The following is a 20,384-nucleotide window of genomic DNA, read 5'->3' on the forward strand; positions in this document are numbered from 1 at the left end:
ATCAGTTTCCCTTCGGGGTGAGGCCGGAGGGGGCGCGCTGGCGGTGCATGTCGGCGAGGCGGCCCAGCAGGGCGGGGAGCGCGGAGCGGAGGGTGGTCCCGCAGCCCGGTTCGGCGCACGTCCAGGTGCGGACGGTAGGCGTGGTGGTCATCAGTCCTCGCTCCCGTCGAACGGCGTGCCCATCGCGAAGAGGAGGGCGCCGGCCTGGCGCAGGTGCGCGGTGACGTCGGCCAGGTCGGCCTCGGCGTCGGTCAGGTGGGTGTCGACGTCGATCACGGCGGCGGCGGGGTCGGTAGCGTTGTCCATGCGGACGCGCTCCGCTTTCTGCTCGCGGACCAGGTGCGTGGAGATGCTGCTGAGGGCCTGCGGGAGCCGGTCCAGCAGGGTGATCAGGGCCTGCACGGTGGCGCTCAGCTCGGGCGCCGGGACGGCCTTCGCGTTGATCAAGGTGTGGTTGAGGGCGCGGATCCCGTCGGCTGCCGTGGCGGCGTAGCCGGAGGGGGTGACGGACTCGGATTCGGGCATGGCGAAGCGGTCCTCTCGGGTTGGGATGGGAGTGCGGCCGGGCGGCCGTCGCAGCCTCCAGGAGGGCCTGGAGACCACGATCAGGGCCGGGGTAAATCGGTAAGCAGTGAGCGGCTGACCTGCTGGTTTACGTGCTTACTGGGCGGCGGTGGAACCCTCGGGGGAGGGGGCACTGGGGCGCGCGGTCAGGTCCGGCACCAGGTGAACCGGGAGGCGGGGCATGTGCCCCAGCGTCTTCTCCAGCTCCGTGTACTGGACGCCGATCTGCTTGTCCCCGCCGACGCTGACGACCTTGGTGGGGATGCCGGCGTCGCGCAGCTTCGAGGGGAAGGTGGAGGAGGTTATGCCGAGGAAGTCCCCCTTCTTCTGGAGACCGTGCAGCAGCTCGACGGCGTGTACGCCGTTCTGTCCCTCGTGCTTCGCGATGGCCACCATCTGCTCGACGTAGGTCCGCAGCTCCTCCTTCCACTTCCCCGGGTCCGCCGGCAGCGCAGGCATCTCCTCTTCCGCGTCGAGCAGAAGCTGGGCAGTGTCCGCCAGCAGTTCGGCGGGGACGGGTCGCACCGACAGCTCGAAGGGCGTGTTTCCGCGCATCCAGCAGACGGTCACCGCGCCGAGCGTGGAGACCAGCAGCACCGCACCGTCCAGCAGCCACGAGCCTGCGGCGACCCCTGCGACGGGGAGGGTCAGGGCGGTGCAGCGCAGGGCGGCGATCTTCTTGCGCCGGTGTCCGACCTGCCCGGGGTCGACGGCGGTGATCTGGAAGTCCCCGAGGGCCTCCAGGGCGGCCTCGTGGCGCCGGGCTTCGTGCTCGGCGCGGTTGAGGTCGCTCTGTGCGGCGGGGACCAGTCCACCGTCTTCGGCCGCGACCCTGCGGAGCTTGGTGGCCTTCTTGTGTGCACGGCGGGCCTCGCGCTGGTGCTCGTCGACCGCTTCGGCGTGGGCGTCGGCGCGGGCCTTGATGATCCGGCGCAGAAGTTCTTCCTCTGAGACGGTGTGGCCGCTGGCCCAGTGCGCGAGGCAGACGGCGAGGTGCCCGGCTCCGGCGGTGGTGCGGGTGATCAGGGGTCCCGGTTTGGTCCTCATCCGATGACCTGCTCTCCGAGCCAGGAGACGAGCGGGACGCCGATCATGGCCGCCGCACCGCCCAGGGAGGTGATGCCCCAGGAAGCGCCGGAGAGGGCGCCGGAGAGGGCCAGGGCCCGCTCCCCCCAGCCCTTCGCGAACCAGAGGAACAGCAGCCAGACGACGACGGCGCACAGAGCGATCCACGATCCGGAGTAGCTGAGAACTTCGGTGACGTGGATCTCCACCGCGCCCTCGCCGGACTGCCCGATCGCGGTGTTCCCGACCTCGGCACCGAGCCGGTTGCTGCTGCTGGTGAACCCGGCGGAGACCTTGCCGAGAAAGCCCCCGGACACGGCGGAGGCGAGCACCATCACGGCGAAGGACGACACCCAGGGGAGCCAGATCCTGCGCTTTTTCAACGCCTTGATCGTGCGGCCGTTCCCGTAGAAGACCGCGGCGGCCGTGACGACCAGGAGGAAGAATCCGAACCCGGCGCCCGCCCTCGTGACGGCGTGCGTGAACTCGATCAGATCCATGCTCCGGCCTCCACGATCCACGCGGTGATCAGGTGCCGGGTGGGCTCGGCGAGAAGCGTTCCGCCGACGGCCGCGAACAGCACGACCGAGGTGACCCAGCGGCGGATCCTGCCTCCGGCCGCGAACCCGAACCCGCACAGCAGGGAGGTGATGAACGCGGCGGCGAAGCCCACGTGCACGTTCTCATCGGCGGCCAGGGGCTCCGCCACCTGGTTGCACCAGACGACCGCCGGGAACAGGCCCGCGCTCAGGACGGCGATGGCGCGCAACGGGCGCAGGCGGCGGATTGTGACTCGGACGCGGTCCCAGTCGACGGCGTGGTGCGCGTCGGGCGCCAGGGTGGGGATGTGCTCGGATCGGTCCGAGTCAGGCGATATGTACGCCATGATGGTGATGTCCTTTCAGGGGACGAAGGAGCCCCCGGGCCGGCCGTAGGAAGCATGGGCCCGGGGGGTTCCGTCATGTCTGGGGTCAAGCGGGGGCGTTCTCGGCGATGGCGCGGCCGAGGGTCTTGGTGGAGATGCCGAGCGTCTCGGCGTACGCGGCGCGGGTCAGCTCCGGCTTGTCGCGCACGGCTTCGAACCAGCCGCTCGCATAGGTGCTGCGGGCTTTCCTGTTCTCCTCGGCCCGCCGGGCGTTCGCGGCCTTCAGCGGGTCGACCGGAGGCGGAACGGCCGAAGCCGCCTGCGGGTTCTCCGGGGGGATTGTCGACTCATCGCCAGACTCACCCGTTTGGGTGTCCGGCTGTTCCGGACCGGTCCCGTGCAGCTCATCCGGCCCTTCCTCCCCCGGCCTTTCCACCTCGGGGATGCGGGCGGTGACCTCGTTGCGGACCTTCGGCTTGTCCTTGGCGAAGACCGGCTGGCGGCCAGGGAGGAGCGCCCGGAGCGAGGGCGGAAGACCGTCATCGTCCGCATCGGAAAGGCCAGACGGCGAAGGCAGGCCAGGGACATCCGCGTGCTCGGGGACCGGCTGCCCGGCGACCTCAAGGGCGGCCAGGGCGTGCTCCTCGAATGCAGGCAGTGGGGGCGCGACGGCTGCGACCGGCCGCCACTCGAACTCGATTCCGGCGGCGGCCAGGCCGGCGGGGGCGGTGTCGGTGAGGGGGACGCCGAGCTTGGCCAGGCGTAGCGGCATGACGGCTTCGACGGGCGCCTTGCGCTTCCATGCTCGGCCGTACCGGGCTTGGAGCCGGGCCTGGTAGATCAGCCGGTCCTGCTCCATCCCGACGGCCTGTTCGTAGCTGCGCAGTTCCCATAGCTTCATGCGCCGCCACAGCTTCATCGTGGGCAGCGGGGAGAGCAGCCAGCGCCAGAGGCGTACGCCTTCCATATGCCGGTCCGCGGTGATGTCGGCCAGGCGGCCCACCGCGTGTCGGACGGCTTCGACCACGACGACGAACAAGACCGGCATGGTCGCGTGCATCCCGACCGCGATCGGGTCGCCCCACGCGGCGGCGGCGTTGAAGGCGATCGTCGCGGCCGTCAGCAACCACGCGATGTGCCGGAGGACCGGGAACGGGATCCGGATCCAGGACAGCAGGAGATCGAGCGCCAGGAGGACGCCGATCCCCGCGTCGATGCCGATGGGGAAGACCTCGGCGAAGTCCCCGAACCCCTTGTCGCGAGCCAGGCCGACCACGGCGGCGTACGAGCCGGCGAAGCCGATTGCGGCGATGATCAGGGCGCCCGTGCCGACGCCGACGGCGAGCTTCTTGCGGGCGCCGGTGAGCTGGGCGAGGCCCGTGCGGGTGTCGGGCACCCTGGCCTCCTTTCTGATGGTGCTGATGTCGTTCACTGGGCCCCCGCCTTCGCGGCCAGGACGACTAGGAACAGAACGGCGGCGAGGTTGAACAGGACCGTCCCGCAGCCAGCCTTCTTCTGCGGTCTCATCCGAGCCCCCCGAAGAACGCGGTGGCGATCTCGTGCCAGCGGCGGCCGGCGCGGCGGTGGGCCTGGCGGGCGCGGAGTTCCGCGGCGCGCAGGCGCTCGGCTGGGGTGAGGGTCCGGCGGCCGGTGGCCTGGGGCACGTCGTCGAGGGAGAGCTGTCCGAGGACGTGTACGGCGTGGCGCCTCACTCGGCACCGCCGATGATGAGCAGGATCTCGGCCTCGGGGAGGCCGTAGGCGGTGAGCGCGGCTTCGGTCTCGGTGCGGGCCAGCCGCACCATGTCCTCGCGCTCCTCCTGGCGGGCCTGCTCGTGCTGCTCGGCGGTCACTTCGACCACCCCCGCGCCAGCTTCGCGGCGGCCTTCTTGGCGGTGCCCCTGTCCACTGCCGGTACGCGGGGCTGTACGTTCTTCATGGCGATCTCCCAGGTTGGTTGGGGGTTCGTTGTTCAAGGCCCCGGCCGGCGTTGTGAGCGCTGTCCGGGGTTTTTGCGTGGGCGGGGACGGTGCTGCTCCGTCGCCGGTGGTGCTGACCCCGCTGAGGCCCGCCCTCCGCGCGGTCGATTTATGGAAGGCAGCCGCGTGCTGCCAGTCCGGTTGCAAAGGAGATCCGGCGTCCTCCCTCGGTCCACCGCCGGGCTCCTGGTCGTGCTCCTCAACTCCGGCCTTCTGCTCCGGCGTTGAGGTCTAGCGGGGTAGAGCATGGCATCAAACCTTACGGATTCGCAAGGATTCTCACGGAACCCTACGGGGGCTTACGATTCCTGCCATGGAGTCGCTCGCGCTGGAGGCCGCCCGTCGGGGCCTGGCCGGGGTCCTGGACCGGACCCAGTTGGAGAACACCCCCGTCGCGGTCACCCGCCGGGGCAAGGCCGCCGTCGTGCTGCTGCCGCCCGGCCGGTACCTCGAAGCCGCCGCCGTCTTGGGCGAGGAGACCGAGCCGGAGGACGGCCCGGACACCGTGGACGGCCTGCGGGCCGAACTCGCAGCGATCCTGCGCCGTGTCCAGTTCGAGGGCGTCCGCGTACGGTTGCACCGGCACGGAGCCCCGGCCGCCGTCGTCGTCCCGGTGGCGTGGTTCGAGAAGACGCAGCCGGTCACTGCCTGAGCGCGTCATCCAGGCCCCCGTCGAGAAATTGGCGGGGGCTCTGTCATGTCCTCAGCCTGGAAGAGGCCCGGCTGGGTCTTCGCCGCGTGCCCCCAGCCGCCGCAGCGACAGACGCAGGGTGAGAGCGGGTCCGCTTCGGCGCAGGCTTCGTTGTGGCAGGGGGACGTGGTCACTGGGTGCCCCCGTTCTGCCAGCGGCGGTGAGTGCGCTCGCGGCGCTTGTGCTTCGGGGCGCACCTCCAGCAGCGGCCGTGTTCCGGGCGGGCGCCCTCGGTGGTGTGGCCGCACCCGTCCTCCGCGCAGCGCCACCGGTCGGGCAGGCACAGGCCGTTCTCGAACTCGGCGGGCAGGTGGTACTCGGTGAGCGCAGCCTTGATCGCCTTGGCGGCCTGGTGGCAGTCGTCGCAGGTCTCATCGACCGGGGGTTCGCCGGTGCCGGGGGACTCGCAGCCGGAGCAGGTCCAGGTGACGTTGTAGATCGCGGTGGCCCGATCCCGGAAGATCAGCGGCGTACCGCGCCGGTCGGCGTAGCGCTCGTGGCAGGTCGGACAGTCGGCGCCGGTCGGCCAGGTGCGCCCGTCCTCGCACTGGGGGGCTGGACAGGGGGACTTTCGAAGCCCCCGACTGATGAGCCAGCCGTACGGGTCGCCCACGTCCTGGCCGGCGAGGTGCCGGTGAACGCGGTCCGCGATCCGCTCGACGTCGCCGCCGACCCCGGCCACCGCTGTCTCGATCGCCTTCGAGGCGAGGGCGTACTGGGCCGCAGACAGCTTGAGCGGCAGGTGCCGCAGCACGCGGTACGCCGTCGCCGAGATCGTGATGGTGGGCTTCGTGGGCGGTTCCGGCGAAGCCGATTCGGGCGCGGCCACTGCCTGCTCGAACGTTCCGGCGGCCGAGTTTTCCACAGGGCCACGCGCTACTACAGGTGTCGCCCTACGGGCGGAACCACCAGCTACCTCGCGCGCTTGTTCCGAGGGGTGTGTTCCCAGAGTGGTGTTCTGTGTAGCCGGATCGGGGTGGGGAACTGTAGCCGTTTCGGGGGCGGGGGGTGTAGCCGGATCGGGGTGGGGCGCGCGGTGCACGTCGTACCGGGCACCGTGCCGGCCGCCGCCATCCTGGGAGCGGGTCAGCCATCCCTCGGCCTCCAGCCCGCGCACGATCAGCCGGACGGTGTCCGTGCCGGTGATCCCGCACTTCTCGCCGGCCTGCGTGTTGCGGAACTCGGTCTTCGTGTCCGCGCAGAAGGAGGCGTAGGCGTAGACCTTGAACCGGTTGCCGGTGAGGTTGTTCCGCGCGAAGTTGGAGACGCAGATGTACCGCTCGGTCGGGATGCCCCGCTGGTCGCGTCGGAGGGGGCGAAGGCGTCGGGTCCTGGTCGCGCGGCCGGTGGTCACGGTGGTCATGGCGTGGCTGTCTTCGAGGGCTTCGAGGAGCCGCATGTAGCCGTTGACGGTGACGCGGTGGATGCCGAGGTCGGCGGCCAGCGTCGCATCGGATGCGAAGCAGCCCTGGCCCTTATGGCCATAGTCGATGATCTTGGATGCGAGCCGGGCGGCGTCACCGGGAAGGTGTGCGAGCCACGCAAGGGGCATCAGCGTCTCGAAGGGATGAGCGGGGTCCGCCGGTGTGGCGAATTCCCCGTCCGCGAAGGGCGGTCTGGGTGGCCATGCCGCATCAGGGCATGCCAAAATAGGCGCGGTCACGGAGTCTCCCGTGGCAGCCTCCCGAGCCCTGCCAGGGGCGGAGGAAGCAAGGTGGAGGTCGCTCCACTGCGCGAGGCCTGAGCTTCTTGGAACGGGACGGGTGTCACCGTCCCTGGATGCTCGGGCCTTTTGCGTTGTCGCGGCCTTGGGCGTCGTGCTCGACACCGGGCCGGCTGAGGGCAGGCTCAGGCATCGCGCAGCAACTCGGGTGCCCCGTTTGGGGGACGCCCGCGCAGCTACGGACGCGAACGTAAGACACACGACGAGTGACCGTCAAACACTTCGTCAGATCGCAGACAGCGGCTCTGGCCTGGACTTTTCGGGATAAACCCGCATAAAAAACTGAGGCCCCGTCACCCTCTGTGAAGAGTGACGGGGCCTCGGTCGTGCCGCTGCGTACGTGTCGAACCGTCAACCGAATGGCCTTGCGCTGCACAGTTCCTGCACAAGGCGATGGAAAACGTTGGAAGACGTCGAGAGGCGTTGGAAGGTATTTCCGCAGGTCAGGGGCCTATTCTCGGAGCTCCGAGCTATGCCCCACTTGATCCCTGTTTGTCTGAGTTCTTAGATGTCCCGGAAGGTCTCGATCTGGGCGCCGACCGAGTTCAGGCGTTCCGCCAGCTCCTCGTAGCCGCGGTTGATGACGTACACGTTGCGGAGGACCGAGGTGCCCTCCGCGGCCATCATCGCGAGGAGGACCACCACCGCCGGGCGCAGGGCCGGCGGGCACATCATCTCCGCCGCGCGCCAGCGCGTCGGGCCCTCGACCAGGACGCGGTGCGGGTCCAGGAGCTGGAGGCGGCCGCCGAGGCGGTTGAGGTCGGTGAGGTAGATCGCCCGGTTGTCGTACACCCAGTCGTGGATCAGGGTCTGGCCCTGGGCGACGGCCGCGATGGCCGCGAAGAACGGGACGTTGTCGATGTTCAGCCCGGGGAACGGCATCGGGTGGATCTTGTCGATCGGCGCCTCGAGCTTCGAGGGGCGCACCGTCAGGTCGACCAGGCGGGTGCGGCCGTTGTCGGCCGTGTACTCCGCCGAGCGGTCGTGGTCGAGGCCCATCTCCTCCAGGACCGCGAGCTCGATCTCCATGAACTCGATCGGGACGCGGCGGATGGTCAGCTCGGACTCGGTCACGACCGCGGCGGCGAGCAGGCTCATCGCCTCGACCGGGTCCTCGGAGGGGGAGTAGTCCACGTCCACGTCGATGTTCGGGACGCCGTGGACGGTGAGGGTCGTGGTGCCGACGCCGTCCACGCGCACGCCCAGCGCCTCCAGGAAGAAGCACAGGTCCTGGACCATGTAGTTGGAGGAGGCGTTGCGGATGACGGTGACACCGTCGTGGCGGGCCGCGGCCAGCAGCGCGTTCTCGGTGACGGTGTCCCCGCGCTCGGTCAGCACGATCGGGCGGTCCGGGCTGGTGTTCGGCTCCACCTTGGCGTGGTAGATGCCCTCGGTCGCGGTGATGTCCAGGCCGAAGCGGCGCAGGGCGATCATGTGCGGCTCGATGGTGCGGGTGCCCAGGTCGCAGCCGCCCGCGTAGGGGAGGCGGAACTGGTCCATGCGGTGGAGCAGGGGGCCCAGGAACATGATGATGCTCCGGGTCCGGACCGCTGCCTCCGCGTCGATGGCGTCCATGTCGAGGTCCGCCGGCGGTACGAGCTCCAGGTCGACGCCGTCGTTGATCCAGCGGGTGCGGACGCCGATCGAGTTCAGGACCTCCAGGAGCCGGTAGACCTCCTCGATGCGGGCGACGCGGCGCAGCACCGTGCGGCCCTTGTTCAGGAGGGAGGCGCAGAGGAGCGCGACGCAGGCGTTCTTGCTCGTCTTGACGTCGATGGAGCCGGAGAGGCGGCGGCCGCCGACGACACGCAGGTGCATCGGGCCGGCGTAACCGAGGGAGACGATCTCGCTGTCCAGCGCCTCGCCGATCCGCGCGATCATTTCAAGGCTGATGTTCTGGTTGCCGCGCTCGATGCGGTTCACGGCGCTCTGGCTGGTGCCCAGGGCGTCTGCAAGCTGACTCTGCGTCCAGCCACGGTGTTGCCGGGCGTCACGGATGAGCTTGCCGATGCGTACGAGGTAGTCGTCTGCCATGGGTGCACCGTATCTCAGATATGAGATGAGGTGCGTGCTGGGGGTGGCGGACGGGTGTTACCCAGCGTCAGATCGGCGGTGGGGCAGGGGCGGTGGAGGCGGCGTTGGCGGAGCCGGGCGATTTTGTGGTGATTCGGGCAAATGGGTGATGGGGTGGGGTGCGGCCGCCTCCGTCCCGCACCCCCGCCTCAGTTCGCCAGGAACGCTGCCGCGGTCGAGGTGAAGACGGCCGGGTCGTCGCGCCACGGGAAGTGGCCGGCTCCCGGGTGGACGATGAGCTTCGCCTGCGCGAAGAGGCCGGCGTACTCCGTCATGGCGGGGAGCGGTCCCTGCAGGTCGAGTTCGCCGGCCAGGACGAGGACGGGGGACCCGGAGTGGCGGAGCGCTGCCCGCAGGGCGTCCGGGTCGTAGGCGCCGTCCGCGCCGAAGGCTGCCGCCGCCTCCTGGTTCTTGCGGCGCGCCGACTCGGTGGCGAACTCCCGGGCGGACTCGTCCCAGCGGCCGTGGAAGAAGGGTTCCACCGCCGTCCAGTCGTCGGAGCCGGGCTCCCCTGCGACGATGCGCTCCAGCGCCGCGAACGCGGCCGGGAACCACGGCTCGCCGCGGCGGAGCCGCGCGGCGGCCAGCCGCTGTTCGCCGGTGACGGTGATGCCGGTGGCGGCGACGCTCGGGGTGATCAGCGCGAGCCGTCCGGTGTGCTGCGGATGGCGGGCCGCGTACAGCGCGGCCAGGTTCGCGCCGGCGCTGTGCGCGAGCAGGTCCATGCGGGGGAGGGCGAGGTGCCGGCGCAGGGCTTCGAGGTCGGCGACCTGGCGGTCGCAGCGGTACGTCGCCGGGTCCGCGGGCACGGCCGAGGCGCCGGTGCCGCGCGGGTCGAGCAGGACCAGGCGGCGGTGCGCGGCCAGGCCGCCGAGGTTGCCGAGGTACGCGGAATCCTGCATCGGTCCGCCGGGGAGGCAGACGAGGTCCGGGCCGGGCCCGTCCAGGACGCGGTAGTCGAGGAGGGTGCCGTCGTACGAGGTGAAGGTGGGCATGCGGGGACGCTCGCAGGGCGGCGGGGGGTGGGCAAGCGGATTTCGGGTGCGGGCCGGTGCCCGTGCCCGGGAGCGGACAGGACTCGGCGGCGGGCCGCGGCACTTCGGATCGCTGCGTGCTGCCGTCGGCAGGCGGCTGACGGACGCGCCGTGGGGACTGCAGCGGGAGGCCATTTCGGGAGCAAGAACGCAACTTCGACAAGGCGGGCAGGGGTGGCTACGTTCACGGGGTATTCGGCGTGCGGTGGTCACGCGCGGCGCCAACCATCGGGGGAGACGCATGCCTCAGCTTGCTCTGTACACGTTCGGTGTCCTGAAAGCGCCGCTGGCCGATCCCGGACCGCTGACGCGCGAACTCCACGACAGGGGCGAGTCCGTCTACCCGGAGATCGCCCGGCAGCCCGGATACGTCGCCCATGCGGAGGCGGCACCCGGCGGTCGCGGCACGCACTTCGACTTGGACTGGGGTGCGTGGGGCGAGTTCGCCGTGCCGGGGTGGTACGGCAAGGGCCGGACGCGGGAGCGTGTCGCCCTGGCCGCGACGCTCTCCGTCTGGACCGGTCTGCGGCCTGCCCGCGACGCCATCTACTCGGGACTGCACCGCGAGGCGCTGAACAGGCGTCACGATTGGTTCGAGCGGACCGGACACCCGCCGTACGTGCTCTGGTGGGTCGCCGACCGGGTGATACCGACGTGGCCGGAAGGCGTCGCCAGGCTCGAATACCTCCACGGCCGAGGTGCTGAGCCGTACGCCTTCACGTTCCGGCGGTCGTTCGCACCGGACGGGACCCCCGGAGCCCGGTGAGGGGGTGAGGGGCGACTGCACCGGTGCCGGCGCAGCGGGCGGTGGGTGCGCCCACGAGAGGTGCATGTGCAACCGACCCGCACGCTCGACTCGACCATGACGAGGCCGCCTCCGCTCCCGGGTGGATTGCGAAGCCGACCCCGAGCAGTCCGCCGACGGCGATGCCGCCGTCCCGGCCGATCCGCGGGTCGGCGGCGGTTGTTCGGGGCGCCCTCCGGGGCTGCGCCGCTGCGCCGTTCGGACGCCGCGGCGGTGGGCGGGCATGCCGGGCATGACCTTCCGGCGGGGATGCACTAGAGTTATCTCGACATCGAGATATCTGCCGAAGGCGTACCGCAGCCGCCACAACGGGTAAGGGTGACCTAACTTAGCCTTACCTTAGCGGATTGGCCACAGGGCGTGGCGGCAGGATTGCGGTTATACGCGCGAATTTCATGCATGAAGGAGACTGTCGTGTCGGCGAACAGCTTCGACGCCCGCAGCACGCTGCAGGTGGGCGACGAGTCGTACGAGATCTTCCGGCTGGACAAGGTCGAGGGTTCCGCCCGCCTGCCCTACAGCCTGAAGGTGCTGCTGGAGAACCTGCTCCGCACCGAGGACGGCGCGAACATCACCGCCGACCACATCCGGGCCCTCGGCGGCTGGGACTCGCAGGCCCAGCCGAGCCAGGAGATCCAGTTCACGCCGGCGCGCGTGATCATGCAGGACTTCACCGGCGTCCCCTGTGTCGTCGACCTCGCCACCATGCGTGAGGCCGTGAAGGAGCTCGGCGGCGACCCGTCCAAGATCAACCCGCTGGCCCCGGCCGAGCTCGTCATCGACCACTCGGTCATCGCCGACAAGTTCGGCACCAAGGACGCCTTCACCCAGAACGTCGAGCTGGAGTACGGCCGCAACAAGGAGCGCTACCAGTTCCTGCGCTGGGGCCAGACCGCGTTCGACGAGTTCAAGGTCGTCCCGCCCGGCACCGGCATCGTCCACCAGGTGAACATCGAGCACCTGGCCCGCACCGTGATGGTCCGCAACGGCCAGGCGTACCCGGACACCCTGGTCGGCACCGACTCGCACACCACCATGGTCAACGGCCTCGGCGTCCTCGGCTGGGGCGTCGGCGGCATCGAGGCCGAGGCCGCGATGCTCGGCCAGCCGGTCTCCATGCTGATCCCGCGCGTCGTCGGCTTCAAGCTGACCGGCGAGCTGCCCACCGGCACCACCGCCACCGACCTCGTGCTCACGATCACCGAGATGCTGCGCAAGCACGGTGTCGTCGGCAAGTTCGTCGAGTTCTACGGCGAGGGCGTCGCCGCCACCTCGCTGGCCAACCGCGCCACCATCGGCAACATGTCGCCGGAGTTCGGCTCCACCGCCGCGATCTTCCCGATCGACGGCGAGACCCTGAAGTACCTCAAGCTCACCGGCCGCTCGGAGCAGCAGGTCGCGCTCGTCGAGGCGTACGCCAAGGAGCAGGGCCTCTGGCTGGACCCGGCCGCCGAGCCGGACTTCTCCGAGAAGCTGGAGCTCGACCTCTCCACGGTCGTCCCGTCCATCGCCGGCCCGAAGCGCCCGCAGGACCGCATCGTCCTGGCCGACGCCGCCGAGCAGTTCAAGCTGGACGTCCGCAACTACGTCGACGAGGTCGACGAGGCGGGCAAGGAGTCCTTCCCGGCCTCCGACGCCCCGGCGAACCACCCGGACGGCGCCCCGTCGAAGCCGACCCTGGTCACCCTGGCCGACGGCTCCTCCTTCGAGATCGACCACGGCGCCGTCACCGTCGCCGCGATCACCTCCTGCACCAACACCTCGAACCCCTACGTCATGGTCGCCGCGGCCCTCGTGGCGAAGAAGGCGGTCGAGAAGGGCCTGGCCCGCAAGCCGTGGGTCAAGACCACCCTGGCCCCGGGCTCGAAGGTCGTCACCGACTACTTCGACAAGGCCGGCCTGACCCCGTACCTCGACAAGATGGGCTTCAACCTCGTCGGGTACGGCTGCACCACCTGCATCGGCAACTCCGGTCCGCTGGACGAGGAGATCTCGAAGGCGATCAACGAGCACGACCTCGCGGTCACCTCGGTGCTCTCCGGCAACCGCAACTTCGAGGGCCGCATCAACCCCGACGTCAAGATGAACTACCTGGCGTCCCCGCCGCTCGTCGTCGCGTACGCCATCGCCGGCTCCATGAAGGTGGACATCACCAAGGACGCCATCGGCACCGACACCGAGGGCAACCCGGTCTTCCTCAAGGACATCTGGCCGACCGAGGCCGAGGTCAACGACGTCGTCGCCAACGCCATCGGCGAGGACATGTTCTCCAAGTCCTACCAGGACGTCTTCGCGGGCGACGCCCAGTGGCAGGCGCTGCCGATCCCGACCGGCAACACCTTCGAGTGGGACCCGCAGTCCACCTACGTGCGCAAGCCCCCGTACTTCGAGGGCATGACCATGGAGACCACCCCGGTCTCCGACATCGCCGGCGCCCGCGTGCTGGCGAAGCTGGGCGACTCGGTCACCACCGACCACATCTCCCCGGCCGGCGCGATCAAGGCCGACACCCCCGCCGGCAAGTACCTCACCGAGCACGGCGTCGAGCGCCGCGACTTCAACTCGTACGGTTCCCGCCGCGGCAACCACGAGGTCATGATCCGCGGCACGTTCGCCAACATCCGCCTGCGCAACCAGATCGCGCCGGGCACCGAGGGCGGCTTCACGCGTGACTTCACGCAGGAGGGCGGCCCGGTCTCCTTCATCTACGACGCCTCCCAGAACTACCAGGCCGCCGGCATCCCGCTGGTCATCCTGGCGGGCAAGGAGTACGGCTCCGGCTCCTCCCGCGACTGGGCCGCCAAGGGCACCGCGCTGCTCGGCGTCAAGGCCGTCGTCGCCGAGTCCTACGAGCGCATCCACCGCTCGAACCTGATCGGCATGGGCGTCCTGCCGCTGCAGTTCCCCGAGGGTGCCTCGGCCGCCTCCCTGGGCCTGACCGGCGAGGAGACCTTCTCCATCACCGGCGTCACCGAGCTGAACGACGGCACCACCCCGCGCACCGTCAAGGTGAGCACCGACACCGGTGTCGAGTTCGACGCGGTCGTCCGCATCGACACCCCCGGTGAGGCGGACTACTACCGCAACGGCGGCATCATGCAGTACGTCCTGCGGAACCTGATCCGCGGCTGAGCCGTGTGAGCGGCGCCCGGCGCCGCCGTCGAAGGGCCGCACCCCTGCCGGGGGTGCGGCCCTTCCCGTCTGTCCGGATGGCGGAGGGCCCAGGTTTCACCGAGGTCTCAACTCGGAAAAGCTGCCAGACATGGCTGCGCATGATCTTGCTCACACCAGTGGAAGTGGACTATACCTGTGCGCGTCCGGCCCGCGGCGGTCCAGCGGCGCCGGACGGGGGGATGGGCGGGGACCTGCGGCTGTGCCCGCGTGTGCCGCAACGCCCGTGCTCCCCGGCCTCCTTCACACCCGGACGAAGGCGAGGACATGAGCATGGGATCCACCGGCGAGGGCGGCCTCGGCCGCCGCGATCTGATCAAGCGCTCCGCGGCACTCGGCCTCATCACCACGCCCGCGATGGGCTTCCTGTCCGCCTGCGCCTCCGGCGGCGAGGCCGCGACCAACGGCCCCGGCAAGGCGGCCGTCACCAAGGAGAACCCGTTCGGCGTAGCCAAGGGCGGCAAGCTCGACGTCGTCGTCTTCAAGGGCGGGTTCGGCGACGACTACGCCAAGGCCTGGGAGGCCGCCTTCGACAAGAAGTGGGGCACCACCAGCTCCCACCTCGGCACCCAGGAGATCGCCGCCAAGCTCCAGCCCCGGTTCAACGGCGGCAACCCGCCGGACGTCGTCGACGACGCCGGAGCCCAGGCGATCAAGATCGACGTCCTGGCGAAGGGCGGCCAGCTCGCCGACCTCACCCCGGTCCTCGACGCCCCCTCGATCGACGACCCGGCCAGGAAGGTCCGCGACCTCCTCATCCCGGGGACCGTCGAACAGGGCACGCAGGGAGGCAAGTTCGTCGCCCTCAACTACGTCTACACCGTCTTCGGCTTCTGGTACTCCGGCAAGCTCTTCAAGGAGAAGGGCTGGACCGAGCCGAAGACCTGGGACCAGTTCCTCGACGTGTGCACCAAGGCCCGCGACGCGGGCATCGGCGGCCTCGCCCACCAGGGCAAGTACCCGTACTACATCAACGTCGTCATCATGGACCTGATCGCCAAGAAGGGCGGCCTCGACGCCGTCAAGGCCATCGACAACCTGGAGTCCAACGCCTTCGCCGACAACCCGGCCGCCCTCGCCGCCGTCGAGGCCGTCTACGAGGTCGTCGAGAAGGGCCTCCTCATGGCCGGCACCAACGGCCTCACCCACACGGAGTCCCAGACCGCCTGGAACCAGTACAAGGCCGCCTTCATCCCCTCCGGCTCCTGGCTGGAGAACGAGCAGCTCAAGCAGACCCCGGAGGACTTCGACATGAAGTTCCTGCCGGTCCCGCTGCTCCCCGACAGCAAGCTTCCCTTCGAGGCCATCCGGGCCGGCGCCGGCGAACCCTTCATCGTCCCCGAGAAGGCCGCCAACAAGCCCGCCGGCTTGGAGTTCCTGCGCTCGATGCTGTCACGCGAATGGTCCACGGTCTTCGCCCAGCAGGCCAACTCCCTCACCGTCCTCAAGGACGGCGTCGACCCGGGGGTCTCCCTGCGCCCCGGCACCCGCTCCGCCGTCGCCGCGGTGAAGGCCGCCGGCACCCACACCTTCCAGTACCTGTACCCCGACTGGTACAGCGAAATGGACACCGAGATCCAGAACGCGTCCAATGAACTGATGGCCAAGCGGATCCAGCCCAAGGAGTGGATCAAGCGGGCCCAGGCCGCGGTGGACAAGGCCGCCAAGGACCCCAACGCGAAGAACAACCGCCGCAGCTGACGCCCAGGGACGGACGGACACCATGAGCCACGTAGCCCGGGGGCGCGGACGGGCCGGCTTCATCGCCGGCTTCCTCGTCCTGCCGCTAGCGCTGTACCTGACATTCGTCATCTGGCCGTACATCCAGACCTTCGGCTACTCCTTCACGAACTGGTCCGGCCAGTCCCCCACCTTCGACTTCGTCGGCTGGGAGAACTACGCGGCCCTCATGGAGGACGAGGTCTTCCGCGGCGCGCTCTGGCACAACCTGCTCCTCCTCGTGTTCGTCCCGGCCACCACCATCCTGCTGGCCCTCTTCTTCGCCTTCATGGTGAACGCGGGAGGGCGCAGCGGGGCCGGAGGGGTCCGCGGCGTCCGCGGCTCCTCCTTCTACAAGATCGTCTACTTCTTCCCCCAGGTCCTCTCCCTCGCCATCCTCGCCGTCCTCTTCGGCGCGGTGTACCGCAGCGACGAGGGCGGCCTGCTGAACGGCCTGCTGATCCGGCTCGGCCTCGTCGACGCCGGGCGGCCCGTCGAGTGGCTCAACGACCCCGACCTGGTCCTGTGGTGCCTGCTGCTGGTCGTCGTCTGGCACGGGGTCGGCTTCTACCTGGTCCTGTTCTCGGCCGCCATGCAGTCCGTCCCCAAGGACGTCTACGAGGCCGCCCTCCTCGACGGGGCGGGGCGCGCGCAGACCTTCTTCCGGGTGACGCTGCCCCTGCTGTGGGACTCGGTGCAGACCTCCGCCGTCTACCTGGGCATCGCGGCCATGGACATGTTCGTCCTGGTCTCGACGATGACGTCAGGGCAGTTCGGCGGCGGCCCCGACCACCACAGCGAGGTCATGGCGACCGTGCTGATGCGCAACTTCCTGTACTTCGGCAAGAGCGGCTACGCGTGCGCGATGGGGGTCGTGATGCTCGTCCTGACCATGGTCCTCTCCGTCGTCGTGCTGCGCGCCACCCGGCGCGACCGCATCGAGTTCTGACCGGGAGACGACGATGACCACTGTGATCAAGGCGCCCGGGGAGTCCTCTGCGCAGAGGGCCGGCGGCGGCCGCCCCGCCGCGCCAAGCGCGGGCCGCTCCGACGGCGCCGTCCTGAACGTCTTCTCCCACGGCTTCCTCGCCGTCTGGGCGGTGCTGATCGTGCTGCCGCTGGTGTGGCTTGCGCTCGGCTCGTTCAAGACCGACTCCGAGATCGGCGGGTCGGCGCTGAGCCGGCCGACGAACTGGAACCTCGACGCGTTCGCGCGGGCCTGGGACAAGGGGATCGGCGACTACTTCGCACACACGCTGATCGTGATGTCCTTCTCGGTGCCGCTGACGATGCTGCTGGGGTCGATGGCCGCGTACGTGCTGGCCCGCTACCCGTTCCCGGGCAACCGGGTGGTGTACTTCTTCTTCGTCAGCGGGGCCATGTTCCCGGTGTTCCTGGCGCTCGTGCCGCTCTTCTTCATGGTCAAGCGCCTGGACATGCTGAACACCTACCAGGGCCTGATCCTGGTGTACGTCGCGTACTCGATGCCGTTCACCGTCTTCTTCATGCACTCCTTCTTCCGGACGCTGCCGACGGCCGTGCACGAGGCGGCCGTGCTCGACGGGGCCTCCGACACGCGGATCTTCTTCCAGGTGATGCTGCCGATGGCCAAGCCGGGCCTGATCAGCGTCGGGATCTTCAACGTGCTGGGGCAGTGGAACCAGTACATCCTGCCGTCGGTGCTGATGCAGCCGCAGTCGGGCTCGGACCCGGAGCGGTACATGCTCACGCAGGGCCTGATCCAGCTCCAGTACCAGATGGGGTACGAGACGGACCTGCCGGTGCTGTTCGCCGGCGTGACGCTCGCCATGGTGCCGATGCTGGTGGTGTACCTGTCCTTCCAGCGCCAGATCCAGGCGGGGCTGACGTCGGGCACCCTGAAGTAGCCCGCCTCCGCGCCCGGCCGCCCCCCCGCCCTGCCCCCGCCCCGCCCCCGGCCCCCTGCCCTCCGCAGCCGCCCGACCCGCCTCCGGTCGCCGGCCCGCGCCGCCCGTGGCACGATCTGCTCGACATCTCTCATACTTATGAACCATAAGGGCCGTTTTGCTCCGTGTCCGCCTCTTGACGTGTGGATGTCCGAGGGTTCGACTAAGGGTTCACAAGTTGGAGACGCCGGGGTCTCGGAGCCGTCAGCCGCGGCCACCGGCCGGAGGGCGGCGGCCGGCCGCCGCCCATGGGCAGGAGTGGATGAGTCGTGCAGACTCCCGGATCGCAGTCCTCGCTGCACCGAGCGAACCTCGAACGGGTCGTGCGGGCCGTACGGCTCGCGGGTTCGCTGACCCAGGCGGAGATCGCCCGGTCCACCGGGCTGTCGGCGGCCACGGTGTCCAACATCGTCCGGGAGCTCAAGGAGGGCGGGACGGTCGAGGTCACCGACACCTCCTCGGGGGGCCGCAGGGCGCGCAGCGTCTCCCTCAGCGGGGACGCGGGCATCGTCATCGGCGTCGACTTCGGCCACACCCACCTGCGGGTCGCGGTCGGCAACCTGGCCCACCGCGTGCTGGCCGAGGAGGCCGCCCCGCTGGACGTGGACGCCTCCTGGGCCGACGGCTTCGACCGGGCCGAAGCCCTGGTGGGCGAGCTGATCGCGGGCATAGGCGTGGACCTGGGGAAGGTCATCGGGGTGGGGCTCGGCGTCCCCGGCCCGATCGACGTGGAGTCCGGGACGCTGGGCTCGACGGCCATCCTGCCGGGGTGGGCCGGGATCAACCCGCGCGAGGAGCTCTCGCGGCGCCTGGGCGTCCCCGTCCACGTCGACAACGACGCCAACCTGGGCGCGCTCGGCGAGCTGGTGTGGGGGAGCGGGCGCGGGGTCAAGGACCTCGCGTACATCAAGGTGGCGAGCGGTGTCGGCGCCGGCCTGGTCATCAACGGGCAGATCTACCGCGGGCCCGGCGGCACGGCCGGCGAGATCGGGCACATCACCCTCGACGAGTCCGGCCCGGTCTGCCGCTGCGGAAACCGCGGCTGCCTGGAGACCTTCGCCGCGGCCCGGTACGTCCTGCCGCTGCTCCAGGGCACCCACGGGCCCGGACTGACCATGGAGCGGGTGGTCGAGCTGGCCCGCGACGGCGACCCCGGGTGCCGCCGCGTCATCGCCGACGTGGGCCGCCACGTGGGCAGCGGTGTCGCCAACCTCTGCAATCTGCTGAACCCGACGCGGGTCGTGCTCGGCGGGTCGCTGGCCGAGGCGGGCGAGCTCGTCCTGGCCCCCATACGCGAGTCCGTGGGGCGGTACGCCATCCCCAGCGCGGCCCGCCAACTGTCCGTCCTGACCGGCTCGTTGGGCAGCCGGGCCGAAGTGCTCGGCGCCCTCGCGCTGGTCCTGAGCGAAATGGGCGATTCCACCCTCCTGGCCGATTCCGCGTCGCCGAAGCTCTTGTCTTCAGTTAGATAACGGATGGCACCGTTGTCATCTCGTTAAGGATTCACTCCTTGACGGCAAAGTGGCGGCCGGGTTGACTCGCACCCACCTCGGCCGCAGTGTTGCGGCCTCGTCAGGGAGGTTCAAGAAATGAACACGCGTATGCGTAGAGCCGCCGTTGTCGTCGCCGCCGGCGCCGCAGCCGTTTCCCTCGCCGCCTGTGGCAGCGCCAAGGAGGCCGGCACCACGTCGAACGGCACCGGCACGGCCGCGGCCGCGGACGGTGCGATCAAGGTCGGGCTGCTCCTGCCCGAGAACCAGACCGCGCGCTACGAGAAGTTCGACAAGCCGCTCATCGAGAAGAAGGTCGCGCAGCTCACCAACGGCAAGGGCGAGGTCGTCTACGCCAACGCCAAGCAGGATGCGACCACCCAGAACTCCCAGGTCGACACCATGATCACCAACAAGGTGAACGTGCTGATCGTCGACGCGGTGGACTCCAAGGCCATCGCGGGCGCGGTCAAGCGGGCCAAGGACGCCGGCATCCCGGTGGTGGCCTACGACCGCCTGGCGGAGGGCCCGATCGACGCCTACACCTCCTTCGACAACGAAGAGGTCGGCCGCGTCCAGGGCAAGGCCCTGCTGGAGGCCCTCGGCGACAAGGCCCAGTCCGGCCAGATCGTGATGATGAACGGCTCGGTCACCGACCCGAACGCCGCACTCTTCAAGAAGGGCGCCCACTCCGTCCTCGACGGCAAGGTGACCATCGGCAAGGAGTACGACACCAAGGAGTGGAAGCCGGAGAACGCCAACACCAACATGGCCGGCGCCATCTCCGCCCTCGGCAAGAACAACATCGTCGGCGTCTACTCCGCCAACGACGGCATGGCCGGCGGCATCATCACCGCCCTCAAGGCCGCCGGCATGAGCCCGCTGCCCCCGGTCACCGGACAGGACGCCGAGCTCGCGGGCGTGCAGCGCATCGTCGCAGGCGAGCAGTTCATGAGCGTCTACAAGCCGTACGCCCCCGAGGCCGAGGCCGCCGCCGAGATGGCCGTCGCCCTCGCCAAGGGCGAGAAGATCGACGGGATCATCAACAACAAGGTCGACAGCCCCACCACCCAGGGCGTCCCGTCGGTCCTCATCCCCGTCATCTCGCTCACCAAGAACAACATCAAGGACACTGTCATCAAGGACGGCGTCTACACCGCGGACGAGATCTGCACCGACAAGTACGCGGCCGCCTGCGCCTCCCTCGGCCTGAAGTAGGCCCCAGCGTCCTCCCGGCCGGAGGCCCCGCCCCCGCGACCTCCGGTCCGGCCCAGGAACCCC

19 protein-coding genes are annotated in these 20,384 nt (G+C 69.8%); 8 read left to right on the forward strand and 11 right to left on the reverse strand.

Annotation, left to right across the window (positions count from 1 at the left end; translation table 11 throughout):
- Position 1: 1 nt before the first annotated feature.
- The 8 genes from C0216_RS33360 to C0216_RS33365 all read right to left on the reverse strand — a co-directional run bounded on the left by C0216_RS33360 (position 2) and on the right by C0216_RS33365 (position 4,346).
- Positions 2-151 (reverse strand): hypothetical protein, encoded by a 150-nt coding sequence (locus C0216_RS33360; RefSeq protein WP_162793144.1) that lies wholly within the window; start codon positions 149-151, stop codon positions 2-4.
- Positions 151-525, reverse strand: a complete 375-nt coding sequence (locus tag C0216_RS08800) for a hypothetical protein (protein ID WP_114054727.1) — start codon at positions 523-525, stop codon at positions 151-153. Before C0216_RS08800 ends, C0216_RS33360 begins: the two co-directional genes overlap by 1 nt.
- A 135-nt stretch (positions 526-660) precedes the next feature.
- The gene (locus tag C0216_RS08805) at positions 661-1,611 is read right to left on the reverse strand and encodes a hypothetical protein (RefSeq protein WP_114054728.1); all 951 of its coding nucleotides are present in this window, start codon (positions 1,609-1,611) and stop codon (positions 661-663) included.
- On the reverse strand, positions 1,608-2,129 hold the full coding sequence (locus C0216_RS08810; protein ID WP_114054729.1) for a hypothetical protein: 522 nt from the start codon (positions 2,127-2,129) through the stop codon (positions 1,608-1,610). The genes C0216_RS08805 and C0216_RS08810 overlap by 4 nt, the downstream gene beginning before the upstream one ends.
- A complete protein-coding gene (locus C0216_RS08815; protein ID WP_114054730.1) occupies positions 2,120-2,515 on the reverse strand; it encodes a hypothetical protein in 396 nt (131 codons plus the stop codon). The genes C0216_RS08810 and C0216_RS08815 overlap by 10 nt, the downstream gene beginning before the upstream one ends.
- An 85-nt stretch (positions 2,516-2,600) precedes the next feature.
- A complete protein-coding gene (locus C0216_RS08820) occupies positions 2,601-3,890 on the reverse strand; it encodes a DUF2637 domain-containing protein (protein ID WP_114058538.1) in 1,290 nt (429 codons plus the stop codon).
- Between the two features lie 127 nt (positions 3,891-4,017).
- Positions 4,018-4,206 (reverse strand): hypothetical protein, encoded by a 189-nt coding sequence (locus C0216_RS08825; protein WP_114054731.1) that lies wholly within the window; start codon positions 4,204-4,206, stop codon positions 4,018-4,020.
- Positions 4,203-4,346 (reverse strand): hypothetical protein, encoded by a 144-nt coding sequence (locus tag C0216_RS33365; protein ID WP_162793145.1) that lies wholly within the window; start codon positions 4,344-4,346, stop codon positions 4,203-4,205. The genes C0216_RS08825 and C0216_RS33365 overlap by 4 nt, the downstream gene beginning before the upstream one ends.
- A 439-nt stretch (positions 4,347-4,785) precedes the next feature.
- Between C0216_RS33365 and C0216_RS08830 the strand changes: the two genes are divergently transcribed.
- On the forward strand, positions 4,786-5,124 hold the full coding sequence (locus C0216_RS08830) for a type II toxin-antitoxin system prevent-host-death family antitoxin (RefSeq protein WP_114054732.1): 339 nt from the start codon (positions 4,786-4,788) through the stop codon (positions 5,122-5,124).
- Positions 5,125-5,293: 169 nt separating this feature from the next.
- On the opposite strand, the gene C0216_RS08835 is transcribed toward C0216_RS08830, so the two are convergent.
- From C0216_RS08835 to C0216_RS08845, 3 genes are all read right to left on the reverse strand, one after another.
- Positions 5,294-6,715 (reverse strand): hypothetical protein, encoded by a 1,422-nt coding sequence (locus C0216_RS08835; protein ID WP_114054733.1) that lies wholly within the window; start codon positions 6,713-6,715, stop codon positions 5,294-5,296.
- 675 nt (positions 6,716-7,390) lie between these two features.
- The gene (locus tag C0216_RS08840; RefSeq protein WP_114054734.1) at positions 7,391-8,920 is read right to left on the reverse strand and encodes a helix-turn-helix domain-containing protein; all 1,530 of its coding nucleotides are present in this window, start codon (positions 8,918-8,920) and stop codon (positions 7,391-7,393) included.
- 188 nt (positions 8,921-9,108) lie between these two features.
- Positions 9,109-9,954, reverse strand: a complete 846-nt coding sequence (locus tag C0216_RS08845; protein WP_114054735.1) for an alpha/beta fold hydrolase — start codon at positions 9,952-9,954, stop codon at positions 9,109-9,111.
- A gap of 280 nt (positions 9,955-10,234) precedes the next feature.
- On the opposite strand from C0216_RS08845, the gene C0216_RS08850 reads away from it, so the two are divergent.
- The 7 genes from C0216_RS08850 (at position 10,235) to C0216_RS08880 (ending at position 20,321) form a co-directional block, all read left to right on the forward strand.
- Positions 10,235-10,759 carry a DUF3291 domain-containing protein gene (locus C0216_RS08850; protein WP_114054736.1) on the forward strand — a complete coding sequence of 175 codons (525 nt, stop codon included), beginning with the start codon at positions 10,235-10,237 and terminating at the stop codon, positions 10,757-10,759.
- Positions 10,760-11,212: 453 nt separating this feature from the next.
- Positions 11,213-13,930 carry an aconitate hydratase AcnA gene (acnA, locus tag C0216_RS08855; RefSeq protein ID WP_114054737.1) on the forward strand — a complete coding sequence of 906 codons (2,718 nt, stop codon included), beginning with the start codon at positions 11,213-11,215 and terminating at the stop codon, positions 13,928-13,930.
- Between the two features lie 312 nt (positions 13,931-14,242).
- On the forward strand, positions 14,243-15,670 hold the full coding sequence (gene ngcE / locus C0216_RS08860) for an N-acetylglucosamine/diacetylchitobiose ABC transporter substrate-binding protein (protein ID WP_114058539.1): 1,428 nt from the start codon (positions 14,243-14,245) through the stop codon (positions 15,668-15,670).
- 22 nt (positions 15,671-15,692) lie between these two features.
- The gene (locus tag C0216_RS08865; protein ID WP_114054738.1) at positions 15,693-16,637 is read left to right on the forward strand and encodes a carbohydrate ABC transporter permease; all 945 of its coding nucleotides are present in this window, start codon (positions 15,693-15,695) and stop codon (positions 16,635-16,637) included.
- Positions 16,638-16,650: 13 nt separating this feature from the next.
- Complete coding sequence (locus C0216_RS08870) at positions 16,651-17,574, forward strand: carbohydrate ABC transporter permease (RefSeq protein ID WP_114054739.1); 924 nt, start codon at positions 16,651-16,653, stop codon at positions 17,572-17,574.
- Between the two features lie 308 nt (positions 17,575-17,882).
- A complete protein-coding gene (locus C0216_RS08875; RefSeq protein ID WP_114054740.1) occupies positions 17,883-19,085 on the forward strand; it encodes an ROK family transcriptional regulator in 1,203 nt (400 codons plus the stop codon).
- A 129-nt stretch (positions 19,086-19,214) separates the two neighbouring features.
- The gene (locus C0216_RS08880) at positions 19,215-20,321 is read left to right on the forward strand and encodes a substrate-binding domain-containing protein (RefSeq protein WP_246042411.1); all 1,107 of its coding nucleotides are present in this window, start codon (positions 19,215-19,217) and stop codon (positions 20,319-20,321) included.
- Positions 20,322-20,384 lie beyond the last annotated feature (63 nt).

Origin of the sequence: Streptomyces globosus (assembly GCF_003325375.1) — a bacterium.
Taxonomy (GTDB): domain Bacteria; phylum Actinomycetota; class Actinomycetes; order Streptomycetales; family Streptomycetaceae; genus Streptomyces; species Streptomyces globosus_A.

Coding starts and splice junctions, on each gene's coding strand:
- C0216_RS08800 (WP_114054727.1), bottom strand. CDS start 525: ATGCCCGAATCCGAGTCCGTCACCCCCTCCGGCTACGCCGCCACGGCA.
- C0216_RS08805 (WP_114054728.1), bottom strand. CDS start 1,611: ATGAGGACCAAACCGGGACCCCTGATCACCCGCACCACCGCCGGAGCC.
- C0216_RS08815 (WP_114054730.1), bottom strand. CDS start 2,515: ATGGCGTACATATCGCCTGACTCGGACCGATCCGAGCACATCCCCACC.
- C0216_RS08870 (WP_114054739.1), top strand. CDS start 16,651: ATGACCACTGTGATCAAGGCGCCCGGGGAGTCCTCTGCGCAGAGGGCC.
- C0216_RS33360 (WP_162793144.1), bottom strand. CDS start 151: ATGACCACCACGCCTACCGTCCGCACCTGGACGTGCGCCGAACCGGGC.
- C0216_RS08850 (WP_114054736.1), top strand. CDS start 10,235: ATGCCTCAGCTTGCTCTGTACACGTTCGGTGTCCTGAAAGCGCCGCTG.
- C0216_RS08810 (WP_114054729.1), bottom strand. CDS start 2,129: ATGGATCTGATCGAGTTCACGCACGCCGTCACGAGGGCGGGCGCCGGG.
- C0216_RS08830 (WP_114054732.1), top strand. CDS start 4,786: ATGGAGTCGCTCGCGCTGGAGGCCGCCCGTCGGGGCCTGGCCGGGGTC.
- C0216_RS08840 (WP_114054734.1), bottom strand. CDS start 8,920: ATGGCAGACGACTACCTCGTACGCATCGGCAAGCTCATCCGTGACGCC.
- ngcE (WP_114058539.1), top strand. CDS start 14,243: ATGGGATCCACCGGCGAGGGCGGCCTCGGCCGCCGCGATCTGATCAAG.
- C0216_RS08880 (WP_246042411.1), top strand. CDS start 19,215: ATGCGTAGAGCCGCCGTTGTCGTCGCCGCCGGCGCCGCAGCCGTTTCC.
- C0216_RS08845 (WP_114054735.1), bottom strand. CDS start 9,954: ATGCCCACCTTCACCTCGTACGACGGCACCCTCCTCGACTACCGCGTC.
- C0216_RS08865 (WP_114054738.1), top strand. CDS start 15,693: ATGAGCCACGTAGCCCGGGGGCGCGGACGGGCCGGCTTCATCGCCGGC.
- C0216_RS08835 (WP_114054733.1), bottom strand. CDS start 6,715: ATGCCCCTTGCGTGGCTCGCACACCTTCCCGGTGACGCCGCCCGGCTC.